Below are 15,431 nucleotides of genomic sequence, written 5' to 3'. Positions count from 1 at the left end.
TTGGTTTGCTTATGTTTTTGAACGTAAGCGTCCTTTCGATGGGGATAATATTGAATCAACCAACATGGTATAAATACGGTAATATTACTGAAACTTTATTTCTCCACGTGCGGCACTTCACATTAATTAATTTATCAAAAAAGAACATTACTACTAAGTCAAATTATCCGATTTTAAACAACCAATTCACTAAGGTTTGGTACCGTAAATTTACTGAATTTAAGCTTTGACTGATTATAAAAAAACCAGCTTATTGCAAGCTGGTTTTTTATTATTTAGCTGGATAATAACGTTGATATCATCTGCTTGACTTCATTATCTCCTGGTATAAACATCTGTTTTACTAAAGATACATCACCAGTCTTAAGTACTGTTTTGGCATGAGAGAAAGTATGAAAGCCCTCTATACCGTGATAAGCCCCTATTCCTGACTCTCGAATACCGCCAAATGGCGCATCATCAACAGCAGCGTGGAATAAAGCATCATTAATACACATCCCGCCAGACTTTATGTTCTTCGTCACCCAGTCTTGTCTTTCATCTGACTCACTCATTAAGTAAAGCGCCAGCGGGTTCGGATTGCATTCGATAATATCAAGCGCCTCTGTCAATTTTTGATAAGTGATTACAGGTAATAGTGGCCCAAAAATCTCATTCGTCATTACCAAAGAATCTGCAGCTGGATTGATAATAAGCTGAGTAGATAACAATCGATCTTCAAAGCGATATCCATTAGGGTGGCATGATACTATCCGCTCTGCTTTTCTTTGCGACTCTTCCAAATAATTATGAATCCGCGTCATTTGACTTTCCGTTGCCAGTGACGTCATCTCTAATGAATCGACACCATCAACGAACAGCTCTTGATATTGTGCTACATATTCAGCAATAAAAGCCTCTAGTTTATCCTCTGGCAATAAAACGTAGTCCGGAGCTATGCAATACTGGCCGTTGTTCGCGCTCTTACCTACAACGATACGTTCAACTGCTTTGGCAATAGTAATGGTTTCGTCGATCAACACTGGAGACTTACCGCCAAGCTCGAGCGTGACTGGTGTAAGATTCTCCGCTGCGGCTTTCATGACCAATCTTCCAACTGTTGTTGAACCAGTAAACAAAATATGATCAAAAGGTAGTGCACTGAATTGTGCAGCAACATCCGCCTCCCCTTCGATTACACACACTTCATCTTCACTAAATTCAGTCGCTAGTACATTCCTCAAAGCTGAGTTTAGATTCGGTGTAAACTCACTCATCTTGATTAACACGCGGTTACCAGCAGCCAATGCGGTGGTCAATGGATTTAGCGTCACCATTAATGGTGCGTTCCATGTACTAATGATGCCAACCACACCTTTAGGTTGATACACTACTTGCGCTTGCGAAGTACTCGCTAATAAAACTCCCGGATGGCGCAGTGACGGTTGCATCCACTTCTCTAGGTTATCGATGGTGTAATTGATATTGTTGATGATAGGTAGGATTTCGAGCATTGTGTCTTGTAAACTACGCTGTCCAAAGTCTTTGCCGATACTTTCAGCAAAAGTATCAATGTTACCAACAAGAATCTGCTTCAATTTCTGAAGCTTTTCTAATCGTTCATCTAAGGTGGGGTTAGTATTCGCTTTATACGCATCAATTGAGTTTTGAAATAAGTTATTTATGTTCATAGGATGTTCCACGTTGTTAGCAAGCTTTTACTACACAATAAATAACCGACTTATGCATCGGTAAAATATACTGCAAATTACTGCATAAAAAAAAACGCCAAGTCATTCATAACCTAGCGTCTTTAAAATAAGCTTTAGATAAACATCCTATTTAGTTAAGTGCTTCATACTTTCTCTCAATCATACAATTGCGAAGCACAGTCTTATAATTTTCTAAATTCTTTTGCTGTTGTGCATTCTCATTTCCTTTGCCCGCTACACGACCGACCAAGAGTCCACCCGCCGCACCGATTTTTGCAGCGTCAGAACCACTACCACCTGCAATTGCTCCTGTCGCAGCACCAGCGGCAGCACCTTTAAGCAACCCTCTAGCTCCGCTGCCTCGCGAAGAGGCCACTTCTTCTTGAGTTTGATTTGCTAAGTTTTGACAATGTGCTAATTCCTGCTCCGCAACATCTTTTGTGACATTATCATAGTTGAAAATAAGCTTGGATTTTTGGTCAATAATGTCTCCACCTTTCACTGGTTCTTGTGCCATTGATAAAAAAGACGCGCTCATTATCATTCCTGCTGCTATTAGCTTCTTCATATTTTAACTACTCTATTTGTCAAACATTGAAATAGCATGCACATTAAAAGTTGCGAGTCGTACCGTAATTTTACTGAATCAGAATTAGCCTTAATTAATCATTCCGTAAAATTACTCTATTTACTTCGAGGTTAGCTAAACATAATTGAAGAAATTCTTTTATAAATTAACAATCATGAGCAACATAAAAGTAAAAGCACAACAATACCTCGAAAAAGACATCATAGAGCAACTTCTTAGACCATCAGAAAGATTAGTAATTAAAGACCTCGCTAGACGCTACTCACTGGGCTTATCGCCTCTAAGAGAGGCTGTTCAAGCATTATCACATACTGGTTTTATTCACTATCGTCCTAATCATGGAGCATGTGTTGCTCCTCTATCAATGGACGAACTAAACAGCATTGTTGACTTCCTGTGTCACCAACTATTACCTAAAAAAGGAGTAGCACCCGAGAAAGAAAACGATGGCGTAGTTCAGGAGTACCAGTTGCTTTATCACTTTCGCAAATTTGGCGAGAGCACTAAACTGAATGATCCAGACCTGCCCAGTTTTTACCATATCGATGAACATTTAGTGGGAATGTTTGAATTGCTTATCCCAACAAACAAAGCTGTGGTGGTGCAGCGCGCTATCCATCAGTCGCTGCAAAACCTGAGGCGTTACTTACGACTTTATACTATTCATCACTGCCAACAGTGGCGCAGTTTGTATGCCCCGGGTGAACTCGACATGGTAGTGCACAAAGCGATCTATTCAGCACGTTCCGATTATCGTGAGTTATTAACCACCTACCTCATCAATATTCATTCGGTACTCGGGGAATCTATGGTGCTTGGTTCTAATCCACTTTTCACCTATGAATCGGTCGCGGTTTCACTCAAACGTTAACACCTTGCTTATCCTTACAGTTAATAAGGTGAGAAATTCTGCTTAAGTTCCCGTAGAATACGCCCTCGTTTTTATTGGTAGGGTATAAGTTGTGACACGAGATCAGTTTGAGCTTTTAGCACCTGGTGGTGATGTTGAATCTATTAAAGCAGCAATTGCGGCAGGCGCTGATGCCGTTTATTGCGGACTAGACCGCTTTAACGCTCGAAACCGCGCAGCAAACCTAACCTTAGAAAACTTAACAGGTGTTTTGGCACTCGCACACGCTAACAACTGCCAGATTTTCCTGACGCTTAATGTGTTGATCCTGGAGAGTGAGATTCCAGCAGTCATGCGACTGCTTGCTCAGTTAGCACAAACTGATATTGACGGCGTCATCGTTCAAGACTTAGGACTCGCTTACCTACTCAAGCACCATTTTCCTGAATTAGATGTGCACGCATCGACTCAGCTTAATACCCACAATACTGGGCAAATTGAGTTCTTAAAGCAGATGACGGTAAGTCGAGTTAATCTTTCGCGCGAGTTGAATATCAAAGAGATTGGCCATTTAGCCAAATTCGGCCACCAGCACAGCGTGTTAATGGAAGTCTTTGTCCATGGTTCATATTGCATTGGATTCTCTGGCCTTTGCTATATTAGCTCTGCTCGCAATGGTGCGTCAGGCAACCGCGGACGTTGCAGTCAGCCATGTCGTGAGCAGTATGAGACGACAAAAGTAGGTTCCGATTATCCATTAAACTTAAAAGACAATTCCGCTTTTAATGACCTGCAAGCATTAGCCGATGCTGGAGTTTATTCTCTCAAAGTAGAAGGCCGTATTAAGAAGCCTCATTACGTCTATACTGTCGTTGATAACTGGAGAAAACAAATTGACCGTCTGTGCGACGGCAAAGCACTCTCCAATGATACAACCGATCTTTACACCGTATTTAATCGTGATTTTTCCAATGGCTTCCTGCAAGGTGAGTTTGGAAAAAACATGTATATCGACAACCCGCGTGATCACGCAGTAAAGCACTTCTCAACGGTCTATCAATGCACTACCAGTGATGAAATTCAGTCCGTAAAACGTCGTCTTTACGATAAGAAAACCAAAATTATTCAACATGTTGAGTCTGAAGTTTCGGCGATGGACCTCGGTGCAACGAATACCGTAACCAGCTTAAAAGGCTCCATTGAAGCTCCTAAACTAGCGCCTCTACTTGAAAACCCGACAATTGGTAGTAAAAAGCGCCTTTCCATACTTGTTTCATCGGAACACGACGTCAGTCTAACGCTTAACGATAATGTCGATGTCTACTATCAATTGCCGATGGGTTTAAAAGCCGAGTTAGCATCACTCATTGCGCTCTTTGAAGCTAATCCTAGACTCAAACCATGGTTCCCTGCCATTTTAATTGGTGATGATTTTGAGGCGGCGAAACAGCTGTTAGATGCCATTAATCCATCGATACTGGTAACTAATAATTCAGGTGTCGGCTTTTACGCACAAAGTACTGGGTTGAATTGGATCGCCGGCCCTCAGATGAACACTGCGAACTCTTATTCGCTCAAATGTTTAAACGAAGAATACCAAGCCAGTGGCGCGTTCTTATCGAATGAACTGAGCAAAAAACAGCTCAAGTACATCCGTCGTCCAACTACGATGCGAACGTTCTACAGTGTTTATCACCCAAATACGTTACTTACCAGTCGACAGTGCTTATTCCAACAAACTGAAGGATGTAAAAAGATTAAGGTAAATAATGGCTGTTTGAAGCGCTGCAGTAAACGAACGTCCATCATTAACTTAAAAGACAACCCATATGTGGTCGATAAACAAAAAGGTTCGTTTAACAGCCTTTATAGTGAGCTGAATGTTCTAAACCTAGAAGTACTCAATGACCACAACGATCTAATTACGGATGTATTCATTGATATGCGCAACATTCAAACTGAAACTAAGGTCAACGACGATAAGCAGCTAATTATCAACACTTTTTTGCAGTGGCTGGATGAGCCAGAGCATACATCAGGTGCTGTTATAGCGACTCTCATCTCGCCAACAACTAACCACCAATATTCGAAGGGTATTTAGGCCCTAGCTAACCAACGGTAGCCCATTGTTACCGTTGGTTTTTTACCAAGATTTACATTCAAACCTAGCGCATAATCGAAATAAACAGAGTATTATGTAATACAAATTCAACTCCCAACTCCTCTATCTAGTCTTAGAGTCTCTTGATGGAACACCAATGACAAATGGAATTCGCTACAAAGTAATACTACTCGCCTGCCTAATTATTAGTGTTGGTCAGTTGAGTATGGGCTTAGTATTCCCATCACTGCCTTGGATTGCTGCGGATTTTGATATTTCTTTGGACCAAGCACAGCTTCTGGTCGGTATCTATTTATTGGGTTTCGGACCATCTCAATTCTTGTATGGTCCCATTTCAGATGCTGTGGGACGAAAAAAAGTCCTGTTATCGGGACTCATCATCGCCTTAATGGGGCTAATAACAATAATTGTCTTTCAGAGTACGTTTGAAGGGATGGTATTAGGCCGATTTTTACAAGGCTTAGGGACGGGATGCTGTGCCGTACTCGCTAGAGCATCAACCAGAGACCAGTTTAACGGTGCTGATCTTCCAATTGCTATGTCCTACATCGCAATGGCCGCTTCCATAACCCCTGTCATTGCGCCAGTCCTCGGTGGTTTCATCAACTTCCATTTCGGTTGGAGCATGGTTTTCGTTTCCTTGTTTAGTTATGTTGCATTGGCATGGATAGTTATTGCTTTCCAATTCAAAGAAACAGTAGCTCAAAAATCTTCAATACCATCTCCACGAAAAATGCTGTGTCAATACTGGGAACTGATGCGTTCGACCTACTTTATGAGCTTCGCCAGTATCGGATGGCTGAACTTCAGTTTAATGATCACTACCGTATCCGTTATGCCTTTTATCATGCAGAATCAAATTGGTATGAATTCTGATGAGTACGCATTATGGGCGCTTATCCCGGCTTTCGGTATGATTTTAGGTACGACACTATGTAATCGAATACGTCCTATCATCGGTACAAGAAACATGCTCTTTTGTACGCCTCTCATACACCTAATTGCAGCACTTTGGTTATTTCTATCTCCCCTCGAACCTATCTATTTAATGTTAGGTCAGTTTTTGATGATTTTAGGTAACGGCATCGCACTCCCTTGCTCTCAAGCAATGGTCCTTCTTCCATACAAAAAACAAGCAGGTGTCGCCGCCGCTTTATCTGGAGGTGGGCAGATGATTGTATCATCCCTGGTTAGTATGGGATTGGTTCGGATAGGTTTGAGTGAACCTTGGCATTTATCAATGGTGATAACGCTCTTCGCAGCAATTACATTCACAAATATCCGCAACGGATTTAATGCAGAGCAATCATCTTCATCTCCCTAAACCCAAGAAATCACTAAAGACATAACATCAGCAAGTATTATGATTAATAGTCCGGTTGATGATCTTGAAAATAAACCGTCGCATCCATAATATTGCCATCTTCGAGTTTGCACTCATTAGAAGCGGATATAAAGCTACCACCATTCGCCTCACAATAATGCTGAACCTCAGTTTTCACCGGTTTAGGGGCTTGGTGTATGTTGTTTGCACAACCAAATAGAGTTAGTGGTGCAACTAATATCATTAGTACTAATTTTCTTTTCATTTCTCGTTCTCACGTGGTTATTAATTCGTATTCAACTGGTAAGCAGTTAACTTTCCACTGGATTGCTCCGCATATTAGTTATGTTGAATATGTTGCTAATGAACTTATATACGACAACCAGATACCAATCTTTTCGGATTCAAAAGTAAATCGATGGCTTCGTGAATGCTGTTAGAGATTAGTTCTGCTCGCATAAGTGCTTTTGGGTGAACACCTTCCGCTGTCTGAACGACAATGCCTAACGTCACTTTTTCAAGCATAAGTACATCGTTTAGACCTCTACCAATAGCAACAGAGCTTGAGGATGGTGTAAACATAGACTCGCTTTTCTGTCTTTGAGTATTACAGTGGTCTAAAGTGACTACGTTAACGGGTAGAGACGACAAAACGTCTTTGGCGGTGCCAAATGTATCCGCAGTTAGCACGTAAATATCTACTAATGAAGCAAGCTCTCTTAGCTTATTTTCGACGCCCCCAATGAGCTTTCCATCCTCAGCTAACGTACCATCAAATCCAAAATATACCGTTTTAATCGTTTTAGGCCAATTTGGTATAGGTATTTCAATACTCATATTTATTCCTCGAAGAAGTTTCTTTCATTTAAACTACTATCAAAAACAAACCCTCAATAAAATACAGGTTAATTATAAATCTCAACAAACAAAACAAAATTAATCACAATACGATTAACTCGTACTAATTGTAAATCCAAGTAATCTAATGCTTAGTGGAAATATCGTGATTTAATCTTAATGCGAAGATATCACAACGACTACTGAATTATACTTCAAAGAGATTTTAGCATTACTAAATCAATAAAAACTCTGATTATCAATACGATAGTAATTTTACACGTATAAAGGACACCTAATTAACGTTTAAATAGATTACTATTCTGATGAGTGGATTTAGAGTTAGCCAATTATTTATTCACTTGAGTATTTATTAGAGTACGGATTCTAGAGATAAAAAACACGATAGCATTTTGATTTAATGCATTTTTAACTTAGCACTGCCCAATATCATTCTATAAAAAACGCCTTGTCACCCTTCAACCCGTAAAATAACGGCCATAGATAAAATCAACCAATGGAACTACTCATAATCTTACCTATAATATAGCTGTCAGTAACATTCTGACTAATGACTAAATTAACACTAAAAAGGAAGTATGAGGTTAAATATGTATAAATCTATTTTCAGACTCATGATGCTCGTATCTTTTTCTATACTAACCATCGCTTGTACTGCAACACAAAGCTCAGATAAAGAGAACATGGATGCGTCCATGGAATCATTACAAAGTGGCACGTTGGTTGTTAATGATTTTGGATATGAAGTATCGGATGGCGATGAGGTTAGACAGCAGTTTGATTCTTACTTATCTCCCATCTATCGAGAAACTTACATTACGAGCAAACAAGCTAAAGAGATGAACCTAAAACCTGGTTACACTTTCCATGTATATGACTTCCAGTCTGTTGAGAATTTAGACAAGAAGATTGCTGAAAAAGTCAAAAAGGACAAACCTATTTACTTTACTGTTGACTACTACAAGAATGTTGTGGGCGATGATGACCAAGTAGAATATAACGCGAAGGTAACGTTCTATTGATATTCTGATGTGCCGCCTGTTTGCAAGTCGGGCGGTACTATCATCACTTGCAACATAAGCAGACACGATTTTTGAATACCCTAGATGTCCAAGCAGACGATTTTTGATCTAAATGGTGTAGTTCATTTATGGCGAGCGAAAGCTTAGGAATGTAATTCTAGAACACTTAGTTGTTTCAGGTGTTATGTGAAGAGTAAATAACATGGGGGAGAAGTTGGAGCGTGCAGCGGGAATCGAACCCGCATCATCAGCTTGGAAGGCTGAGGTAATAGCCATTATACGATGCACGCATCATCGTGGAACGAGAGTTAATATGCCATATCTGAGACAAAAGAAAAGCACTAATTAGGACTTAAGTGTTTGTTTGCACATTTTTTATTCTTAACGAACGAATTTTACTCTCTTTAGATGTCCGATTCACGTTAAACTGTGACAGACCCGACAAACGTTTAGAACTTGTGGTGATTTAAACTGAATTTATGTTGCTGATCCTAGCAGTCACCTGAGTTCGTCGTTTAGTAATGCTGAAATCAGTACATCTCTATTTGCCAATAATAATTCAAGTAACACTGTCGATAATCTGCTGCTAAGCTACCTATATGGGGCAGCTAGCGCAATCGCTTGCACTTTTCGCAGTTCTGCCATTATAAAACTGCATAGAATTGACAATATTTCGAATATTCACTCTCGATAATTCTATTAAGCTCTGTTACCTTTACGCCATTAAATCGAGTGCTTTTAATTGATTAGACGGAACTATGCCTTCTCCACAAACCATCAGAAAAATCGTAGAAATTGGCGACACACTTCATCGAAGTGGTTGTGCTCCATATAAAGTGGAAAAGTACGCGCAATACTATGCTCAAAAGCACGGACTTGATGTAATGGTTCAAGCAACACCTACGGCTATCAACTATCAGTTTCCGGACAAAAACAATACGGTAGTAATGAAGCGTTTAAAGCCAGCATCCATTAACCTCAGTTTGCTCGCTAATACTATTATCCGTATCAACCAACCAAGTAACGAAGCGCTTCCTGAGCCCGTTGGTTACCCTAAATGGGTGGTTGCCCTAGCCAATATGGGGATTCCACCAGCCTATCTTATGCTGGTAGGAAGTACGCTTGAAGCGATTGGCTTCTCCATCTTATTGGGTTTGATGGTTTGGATATGCCAACTTATTTATAAAGGTCGCAACTCCATTGCTGTTGAGTTTGTGTCTGCGTTATTGACAGGCGTGTTGGTTGCCTTCATTGCAAGTACAGGTGCGGCCATTCCTATTTGGGCGTTATGTATTGCGTCGGTGGTACTATTTGTGCCCGGCCTATCCATTGCTAACTCTTTAGAGTGTTTGGCGTTCAATGATCTCGTTTCAGGTACTGCCCTTTTAGGACAGAGTGCCCTTACCCTCATCAAACTGTTCATTGGTGTGATAATGGGCTTGAATATTGGTGAAGCTTTATGGGGGCAAACAGAATCACTCTCTTATACCAATGAGGTGCCACTCTGGCTTCATTGCTTTGGATTACTGCTTATCTCTACCTCAATCGGTGTGATTTTCAACGCTAGACCTAAGGATATTTTGTTGGGTCTTCCCGTTGCTGTATTAGGTATGTGGGGGCCATTTTATTTAGGCTTTGATAGCGGCTGGATCGTCGGTACTTGGGTCACCACTGTATTGATAACGTTATACGGTACATGGGTAGCGAAACGCTTGGATCTAACAGGCTCAATTTATATTGTTCAAGGCATTATTATTCTTGTTCCTGGTAGCCGTGTTCTCGTTAGTGCAAGTCAATCAGTGTTCGAACAATCGATTCTTCCGATACCAAACATCGGTTTATCCGCATTATTTATGTTTTCTGCTATCGTAGCCGGACAAATAACCGCATATTCAATCTACTCACCAAAGATTGAGCGATAAAATACTTAATAAGAAGATTATTTTATAGAACTCCACTGGGGTTCATAATAATAGAATTGTTTGCAAAATCTTTACAAAACTATTAATTCACTAGTCGAAATAATGTTTTATATCAACAAGTTATGGCAATAACACCTATCTTGACTTAGATCATAAAAATAAGCTCGTTTGTTTGAAATGTCATGTAATTGACACTTAAAAACGAGCTGAACTTCAAATATTCAGCAACTTTCCAAGTAACTATCTTTGACTTAGGTAAGAACTACCTTATATTCATGACTGGCTAGAAAATTAGTTCCATTGTTTACAAAAGGCATTCGTTGAATTCTCGGAATTCCCCCGACGCGTTGTACGCAATAGCAATTTACTTTTCCACGCTATAGCTGCCGGATTTGGCAAACAAGAAACAAAAGATAGTAAAATTTAGGATATAGATATGTCTAACACAGTTACTGGTACAGTTAAGTGGTTCAACGAAACTAAAGGCTTTGGCTTCATTCAACAAGAAAATGGTCCTGACGTGTTCGCTCACTTCAGCAACATCAAAGCGGACGGTTTCCGTACTCTAGCTGAAGGTCAAAAAGTGGCATTCAAAGTGACACAAGGCCAAAAAGGTCCTCAAGCTGAAGAGATTACTTTGGTTTAACTGCCAGTAAGCAATACCTTCGATAAATAGCCAGCCTAGCTGGCTATTTTTATATCACTTGAAGCACATTCGCTCTATTGTTTATACCCTTTTGCGCCCAGAAGCGTACTATAGACACTACTATTCTACGAATTAGACACTCCCATGGCACTAAAACCAACCATATATAAGTTTCGCGTAGCGTTAACGGATATGAATCGAGATTATTATGACTCTTTTAATCTGACCGTAGCACTGCACCCTTCTGAAAACCATCAACGTATGATGGCAAGGCTCATGGCTTTTTGTCTCAATGCCTCTCCTGATCTGCAGTTCACAAAGGGACTATCGACGATTGAAGAGCCTGATATCTGGGAAAAATCTCTCGACGATCAAACCTTACTGTGGATTGATATCGGAGAGCCTGACGTTGAGCGCGTCAAAAAAGCGACACGTTTGGCTAAAAAGACCAAAGTTTACAGCTTCAACACTAAAAGCGACGTATGGTGGCAACAAAACCAAGGTAAATTCGGTTACCTCGATGCCAGTGTTTACCGTTTCAATAATGACTCGATTGAAGCCCTCTCTTCGCTGGTCACTCGCACAATGGACCTCTCAGTCATGATTACCGGTACCTCATTATTTGTCGACGCAGAGACTGGATCAGCAGAAGTGACGATTGAGGAGTTGCAAGACAAATGATCGAATTGAGGGAAGCGCTTAACAGTATTAAGGTTAATCAAATTCAGCTTGTCAATGTTCAATCTGAAGCACTGGATAATTTGTGTGAACGAGAAAACTTGCTGTTCGCAACAGCTCAAGAGAATAAGCCAGAATCTAGCCCAACTCACCTGCTTCTTGGCCTTTTCACTAAGTTAAACGTTGAAGCCCTTTCCTCAGTTGAATCTCATATAGAGCAAATCTCTGAAATGAAATCCATTTTTGATCAACAGCTTGAAGAGAAACATGCGAAGGCTTTTCGGCTACCGGTGCTGGAAGAGTTGCAACTCGTCACGCATATATGGCTATATATTCAAGGTTATCTTGGTATGGATTATAGTTTGGCCAATGATCACGCGACACAAACCAGTAACGCAATTAGTGGACTGCTCGATCAAAGCGCTGATGTTCTACGTACCGACTTTAACCAAAGCTATTATCTTGGTTTTCGAGAGTTTGAAGCAAACAAACCACCGTCTTCTGGATGGAAACGGTGGTTTGAGAAATGGTTCAACTAGCGAGCTGAATCAACTCGTTAGCGGCGATTAAAGGTTGGCGTGAGGTCCGAATACCTCGTAGTGAATTCTGTCTCGCTCAACGCCAATCGATTCAAGTTGCTTCACAACATGGTCCATAAAGACTACTGGGCCGCAGGTATAGAAGTGCCCAAAGTTCGTTGGAAGAGAATCTTTGATTTGTGCTAGATCCATTAAACCTGTGCTCGAATTATTGATACCCTCTGCATTAAGTGGTTCACGATACCACACTCTATGGTTCCAACCTTTTGCTGATACGATGGTATCTACCTCATCAATGAAAGAATGTTGCTGTTCGTTTTCACAGGCATGCAAATAGGTAACAGGATCGGACTTGCCATCCTTTGCCAACTGTTGAAGCATTGCTTGCATTGGCGTACAGCCAACACCTGCAGAAATCAGAACGACCGGCTTATTAACTTCTTTGTAGAAGAAGTCCCCTGCAGGAGGCAGTATTTCGATCACCGTACCCACTTCCACTTCATCATGCAAATAGTGAGATACCAAACCTAACTGGTCGCTGTTATTACCTTCCTTCTTGACAGAAATTCGGTAATTTTCACCATTTGGAGCTTGGGAAAGTGAATACTGGCGAATTTCTACATTCTCACCTTTTGAAGGTGTGACCTGTACACCTAGGTACTGCCCTACTTCATAATCAAGGACTTTGCCGCCATCTTCTGGAGTAAGGACAAAACTCATAACCAACTCAGATTCAGGCTTTTTATCAGTTACCACAAATCGGCGAGTACCGCGCCATCCACCGGTCGCCTTTTCACGCAACTGGTATAGCTCTTCCTCACGATCAATAAAGATTTGCGCTAAGAATAGGTAAGCTTCAGTCCAAGCTTCTTCAACTTCTTTGGTAAACGCATCTGGCGCCAGCTCTCTTAAGGTCTCAATGAGGTGGTGACCAACGATTTGATAGTGTTCTGCTTTGATATTAAAACTAGTATGTTTGTGCGCGATACGTTCAACGGCTGTAGTAAGCGCCGCTAAGTTTTCAATATTTTTAGCATACGCAGCAACAGCTTCGAATAGAGCAACACTTTGACGCCCTGTCTTTTGGTGCGTCATATTGAAGATGTCCTTCAGCTCAGGGTTGTGAGAGAACATTCTTTGATAGAAATGCTGAGTTAAAGCAGGGCCTGCAGACTCAAGTAATGGAATTGTGCTCTTGATGATTTCGATATGGTTGTTATTTAGCATATACGCTCCCTAGAAGGCTTAGACTTTTACAGTACGAACTTCGACTGCCTCATATTGTTTTTTTATAGTTTTAGTTGTATCCCTTGAGATATTTCTCTCAGGTATAGTGCGAGTTGAGAATCACACTTATTTGTTTTTCAACGAATACCTACAAAGCACAGAGCGTGCCAATTTTGAAATCCTTAAAAACTCTCGCTTATTCAAGAGTTAACTATTAAATATCAGTCAAAATGACTGCTTTAATTTAGGTCAATATGACTCTATAATGCCTAGCATACTCATTACCATAAGTTGTAATCTCCTATGCAAGACATTTCTCCTTCCAACTTAATGGAGCTGACTATTGGCCTAGCCAGCAGCAATAACGACCAAGAACGCTTCGATTCGCTTATCAATACCATCAGAAAAACCATCATGTGTGACTGTGTTGCCTTGTTATCACTTCAAGGTGATACGCTTGTTCCTCTCGCGATGCAGGGCTTAGGCCGCGATACTCTAGGGCGCAGGTTCGTTATTCGTGAACATCCAAGATTCGCTCAGATTTGCGCATCCACATCTCCGGTTATCTTTGACGCCGATTCTGAGTTGCCTGACCCATTTGACGGCTTGCTCATTGACCACCATGGCGATCTTCCAATGCACTCTTGTATGGGTTTGCCTTTGATTTTTGGCGACAAGATGTTGGGAGCCCTCACCCTCGATAGCCTAGGGACTAATGCTTTTGACCACATTCCAACGCGCAGCCTAGAAGTATTATCTGCCATTGCTGCATCCACATTAAAAATGGCACTAACTTTCTCTCAGCTGGAATACCAAGCCAAACAATCCAAACAACTGCTTGAAGAACTCAACGTCGAAGCTTGGGAACGAGATGGCAGCGATATGATCGGTGATAGCGAGTTAATGCGCGTGTTGAAATCCGATATCGAAATTGTCGCGCCATCAGATTTTAATATCTTAATTCATGGTGAGACCGGTGTTGGTAAAGAGTTGGTGGCACGTAATCTACATTACCAATCAACTCGCCGACAGAACCCGTTAGTCTATGTTAACTGTGCGGCAATTCCTGAAAACCTCATCGAGAGTGAGTTATTTGGTCATGTAAAAGGGGCGTTCACGGGTGCAGATAAAAATCGCATGGGTAAATTTGCGCTAGCCGATGGCGGGACACTATTTTTGGATGAAATTGGCGAGCTCCCACTTGCTGCACAGAGTAAGCTTTTACGAGCATTACAGAATAACGAAATACAACCCGTTGGTAAGGATGAGATTCAAAAGATCAATGTTAGAGTCCTCGCCGCAACCAACCGTGAACTCAAGGAAGAAGTTGAACAAGGTAAGTTCCGCGCAGACCTTTATCACCGACTCAGTGTTTACCCAATTTCTGTACCGCCATTGCGTGAAAGAAACGGCGATATAGAGTTACTGGCTGGTTTCTTTCTGGAGCAAGCTCGACGTAAGCTTGGCATTAACCAAATCAAGCTAAGTCCAAATGTCGTATCTCATTTGAACCGCTATTCATGGCCCGGTAATGTTCGAGAACTAGAACATGTTATTAACCGAGCAGCTCTGAAAGCTAAAGCAAGGCTGTTTGATAAGAAGGTGGTCACCGTAAGCATTGACGACTGTGGACATTTTGACGATGAAAGCCGCATCACTCCGACCAAACAAAGTAAAACAAGCGCTCCAGTGATTGACCACTCGAAAGGCATTCGAGAGTCCACCGAAGAATATCAAAGAAGCTTGATATCCAATGCCTTAATTGAATGCGAGTATAACTGGGCTAAGGCAAGCAGGGTCCTTAAAACTGATCGAGCTAACTTGATTCGCTTATCGAAACGATTGGGAATTAGTGTGACCAAAAGCCATACCCTTTCTCGCAGTTAATGTTAACCGTACCAGAATCGTAAATAAGATGTTAATATTCGACGGTATGTCTCGCATACCGTCATTATAATTTTCT

At 41.1% G+C, this 15,431-nt stretch carries 14 protein-coding genes and 1 tRNA gene; 9 read left to right on the top strand and 6 right to left on the bottom strand.

What is annotated here, in order from left to right; all coding sequences use genetic code 11:
* Positions 1-275: 275 nt before the first annotated feature.
* Complete coding sequence (locus VME0621_RS00380) at positions 276-1,670, bottom strand: coniferyl aldehyde dehydrogenase (RefSeq protein WP_062461216.1); 1,395 nt, start codon at positions 1,668-1,670, stop codon at positions 276-278.
* Positions 1,671-1,821: 151 nt separating this feature from the next.
* The gene (locus VME0621_RS00375; RefSeq protein ID WP_143696319.1) at positions 1,822-2,259 is read right to left on the bottom strand and encodes a glycine zipper family protein; all 438 of its coding nucleotides are present in this window, start codon (positions 2,257-2,259) and stop codon (positions 1,822-1,824) included.
* A gap of 175 nt (positions 2,260-2,434) precedes the next feature.
* On the opposite strand from VME0621_RS00375, the gene VME0621_RS00370 reads away from it, so the two are divergent.
* From VME0621_RS00370 to VME0621_RS00360, 3 genes are all read left to right on the top strand, one after another.
* Positions 2,435-3,151, top strand: a complete 717-nt coding sequence (locus VME0621_RS00370) for a GntR family transcriptional regulator (protein WP_062461210.1) — start codon at positions 2,435-2,437, stop codon at positions 3,149-3,151.
* 91 nt (positions 3,152-3,242) lie between these two features.
* Complete coding sequence (locus VME0621_RS00365) at positions 3,243-5,231, top strand: peptidase U32 family protein (protein ID WP_062461207.1); 1,989 nt, start codon at positions 3,243-3,245, stop codon at positions 5,229-5,231.
* A gap of 157 nt (positions 5,232-5,388) precedes the next feature.
* Positions 5,389-6,576 carry a multidrug effflux MFS transporter gene (locus VME0621_RS00360; RefSeq protein WP_062461205.1) on the top strand — a complete coding sequence of 396 codons (1,188 nt, stop codon included), beginning with the start codon at positions 5,389-5,391 and terminating at the stop codon, positions 6,574-6,576.
* Positions 6,577-6,619: 43 nt separating this feature from the next.
* On the opposite strand, the gene VME0621_RS00355 is transcribed toward VME0621_RS00360, so the two are convergent.
* Positions 6,620-6,841, bottom strand: a complete 222-nt coding sequence (locus VME0621_RS00355) for a hypothetical protein (RefSeq protein ID WP_124942187.1) — start codon at positions 6,839-6,841, stop codon at positions 6,620-6,622.
* A 104-nt stretch (positions 6,842-6,945) separates the two neighbouring features.
* Positions 6,946-7,413, bottom strand: coding sequence for an HAD family hydrolase (locus VME0621_RS00350; protein ID WP_062461202.1), 468 nt, complete (start codon positions 7,411-7,413; stop codon positions 6,946-6,948).
* Positions 7,414-8,024: 611 nt separating this feature from the next.
* Here VME0621_RS00350 and VME0621_RS00345 point away from each other — a divergent pair.
* Positions 8,025-8,456: a hypothetical protein gene (locus VME0621_RS00345; protein WP_062461199.1), complete on the top strand. Its 432-nt coding sequence runs from the start codon at positions 8,025-8,027 to the stop codon at positions 8,454-8,456.
* Positions 8,457-8,671: 215 nt separating this feature from the next.
* Here the strand turns inward: VME0621_RS00345 and VME0621_RS00340 are convergent.
* Positions 8,672-8,746: transfer RNA gene (locus VME0621_RS00340), tRNA-Gly, on the bottom strand.
* Between the two features lie 468 nt (positions 8,747-9,214).
* On the opposite strand from VME0621_RS00340, the gene VME0621_RS00335 reads away from it, so the two are divergent.
* The 4 genes from VME0621_RS00335 (at position 9,215) to VME0621_RS00320 (ending at position 12,241) form a co-directional block, all read left to right on the top strand.
* A complete protein-coding gene (locus VME0621_RS00335) occupies positions 9,215-10,378 on the top strand; it encodes a threonine/serine exporter family protein (protein WP_006069561.1) in 1,164 nt (387 codons plus the stop codon).
* Positions 10,379-10,814: 436 nt separating this feature from the next.
* Positions 10,815-11,024, top strand: coding sequence for a cold-shock protein (locus VME0621_RS00330; protein WP_006069560.1), 210 nt, complete (start codon positions 10,815-10,817; stop codon positions 11,022-11,024).
* 144 nt (positions 11,025-11,168) lie between these two features.
* On the top strand, positions 11,169-11,705 hold the full coding sequence (locus VME0621_RS00325) for a YaeQ family protein (protein WP_006069559.1): 537 nt from the start codon (positions 11,169-11,171) through the stop codon (positions 11,703-11,705).
* Positions 11,702-12,241: a hypothetical protein gene (locus tag VME0621_RS00320; RefSeq protein ID WP_062461196.1), complete on the top strand. Its 540-nt coding sequence runs from the start codon at positions 11,702-11,704 to the stop codon at positions 12,239-12,241. Before VME0621_RS00325 ends, VME0621_RS00320 begins: the two co-directional genes overlap by 4 nt.
* A gap of 27 nt (positions 12,242-12,268) precedes the next feature.
* Here VME0621_RS00320 and hmpA read toward each other — a convergent pair whose 3' ends face one another.
* The gene (gene hmpA, locus VME0621_RS00315) at positions 12,269-13,468 is read right to left on the bottom strand and encodes an NO-inducible flavohemoprotein (protein ID WP_062461192.1); all 1,200 of its coding nucleotides are present in this window, start codon (positions 13,466-13,468) and stop codon (positions 12,269-12,271) included.
* Positions 13,469-13,771: 303 nt separating this feature from the next.
* On the opposite strand from hmpA, the gene norR reads away from it, so the two are divergent.
* Positions 13,772-15,355, top strand: a complete 1,584-nt coding sequence (norR, locus tag VME0621_RS00310; protein WP_062461189.1) for a nitric oxide reductase transcriptional regulator NorR — start codon at positions 13,772-13,774, stop codon at positions 15,353-15,355.
* Positions 15,356-15,431 lie beyond the last annotated feature (76 nt).

The organism is Vibrio mediterranei (assembly GCF_900088415.1).
Taxonomy (GTDB): Bacteria; Pseudomonadota; Gammaproteobacteria; order Enterobacterales; family Vibrionaceae; genus Vibrio; species Vibrio mediterranei.
The sequence above is the reverse complement of the archived record's forward strand: the minus strand, read 5'-3'. Positions and strand labels throughout refer to the sequence as shown.

Coding starts and splice junctions, on each gene's coding strand:
- VME0621_RS00360 (WP_062461205.1), top strand. CDS start 5,389: ATGACAAATGGAATTCGCTACAAAGTAATACTACTCGCCTGCCTAATT.
- VME0621_RS00350 (WP_062461202.1), bottom strand. CDS start 7,413: ATGAGTATTGAAATACCTATACCAAATTGGCCTAAAACGATTAAAACG.
- hmpA (WP_062461192.1), bottom strand. CDS start 13,468: ATGCTAAATAACAACCATATCGAAATCATCAAGAGCACAATTCCATTA.
- VME0621_RS00370 (WP_062461210.1), top strand. CDS start 2,435: ATGAGCAACATAAAAGTAAAAGCACAACAATACCTCGAAAAAGACATC.
- VME0621_RS00345 (WP_062461199.1), top strand. CDS start 8,025: ATGTATAAATCTATTTTCAGACTCATGATGCTCGTATCTTTTTCTATA.
- VME0621_RS00355 (WP_124942187.1), bottom strand. CDS start 6,841: ATGAAAAGAAAATTAGTACTAATGATATTAGTTGCACCACTAACTCTA.
- VME0621_RS00380 (WP_062461216.1), bottom strand. CDS start 1,670: ATGAACATAAATAACTTATTTCAAAACTCAATTGATGCGTATAAAGCG.
- VME0621_RS00330 (WP_006069560.1), top strand. CDS start 10,815: ATGTCTAACACAGTTACTGGTACAGTTAAGTGGTTCAACGAAACTAAA.
- VME0621_RS00375 (WP_143696319.1), bottom strand. CDS start 2,259: ATGAAGAAGCTAATAGCAGCAGGAATGATAATGAGCGCGTCTTTTTTA.
- VME0621_RS00335 (WP_006069561.1), top strand. CDS start 9,215: ATGCCTTCTCCACAAACCATCAGAAAAATCGTAGAAATTGGCGACACA.
- norR (WP_062461189.1), top strand. CDS start 13,772: ATGCAAGACATTTCTCCTTCCAACTTAATGGAGCTGACTATTGGCCTA.
- VME0621_RS00325 (WP_006069559.1), top strand. CDS start 11,169: ATGGCACTAAAACCAACCATATATAAGTTTCGCGTAGCGTTAACGGAT.
- VME0621_RS00320 (WP_062461196.1), top strand. CDS start 11,702: ATGATCGAATTGAGGGAAGCGCTTAACAGTATTAAGGTTAATCAAATT.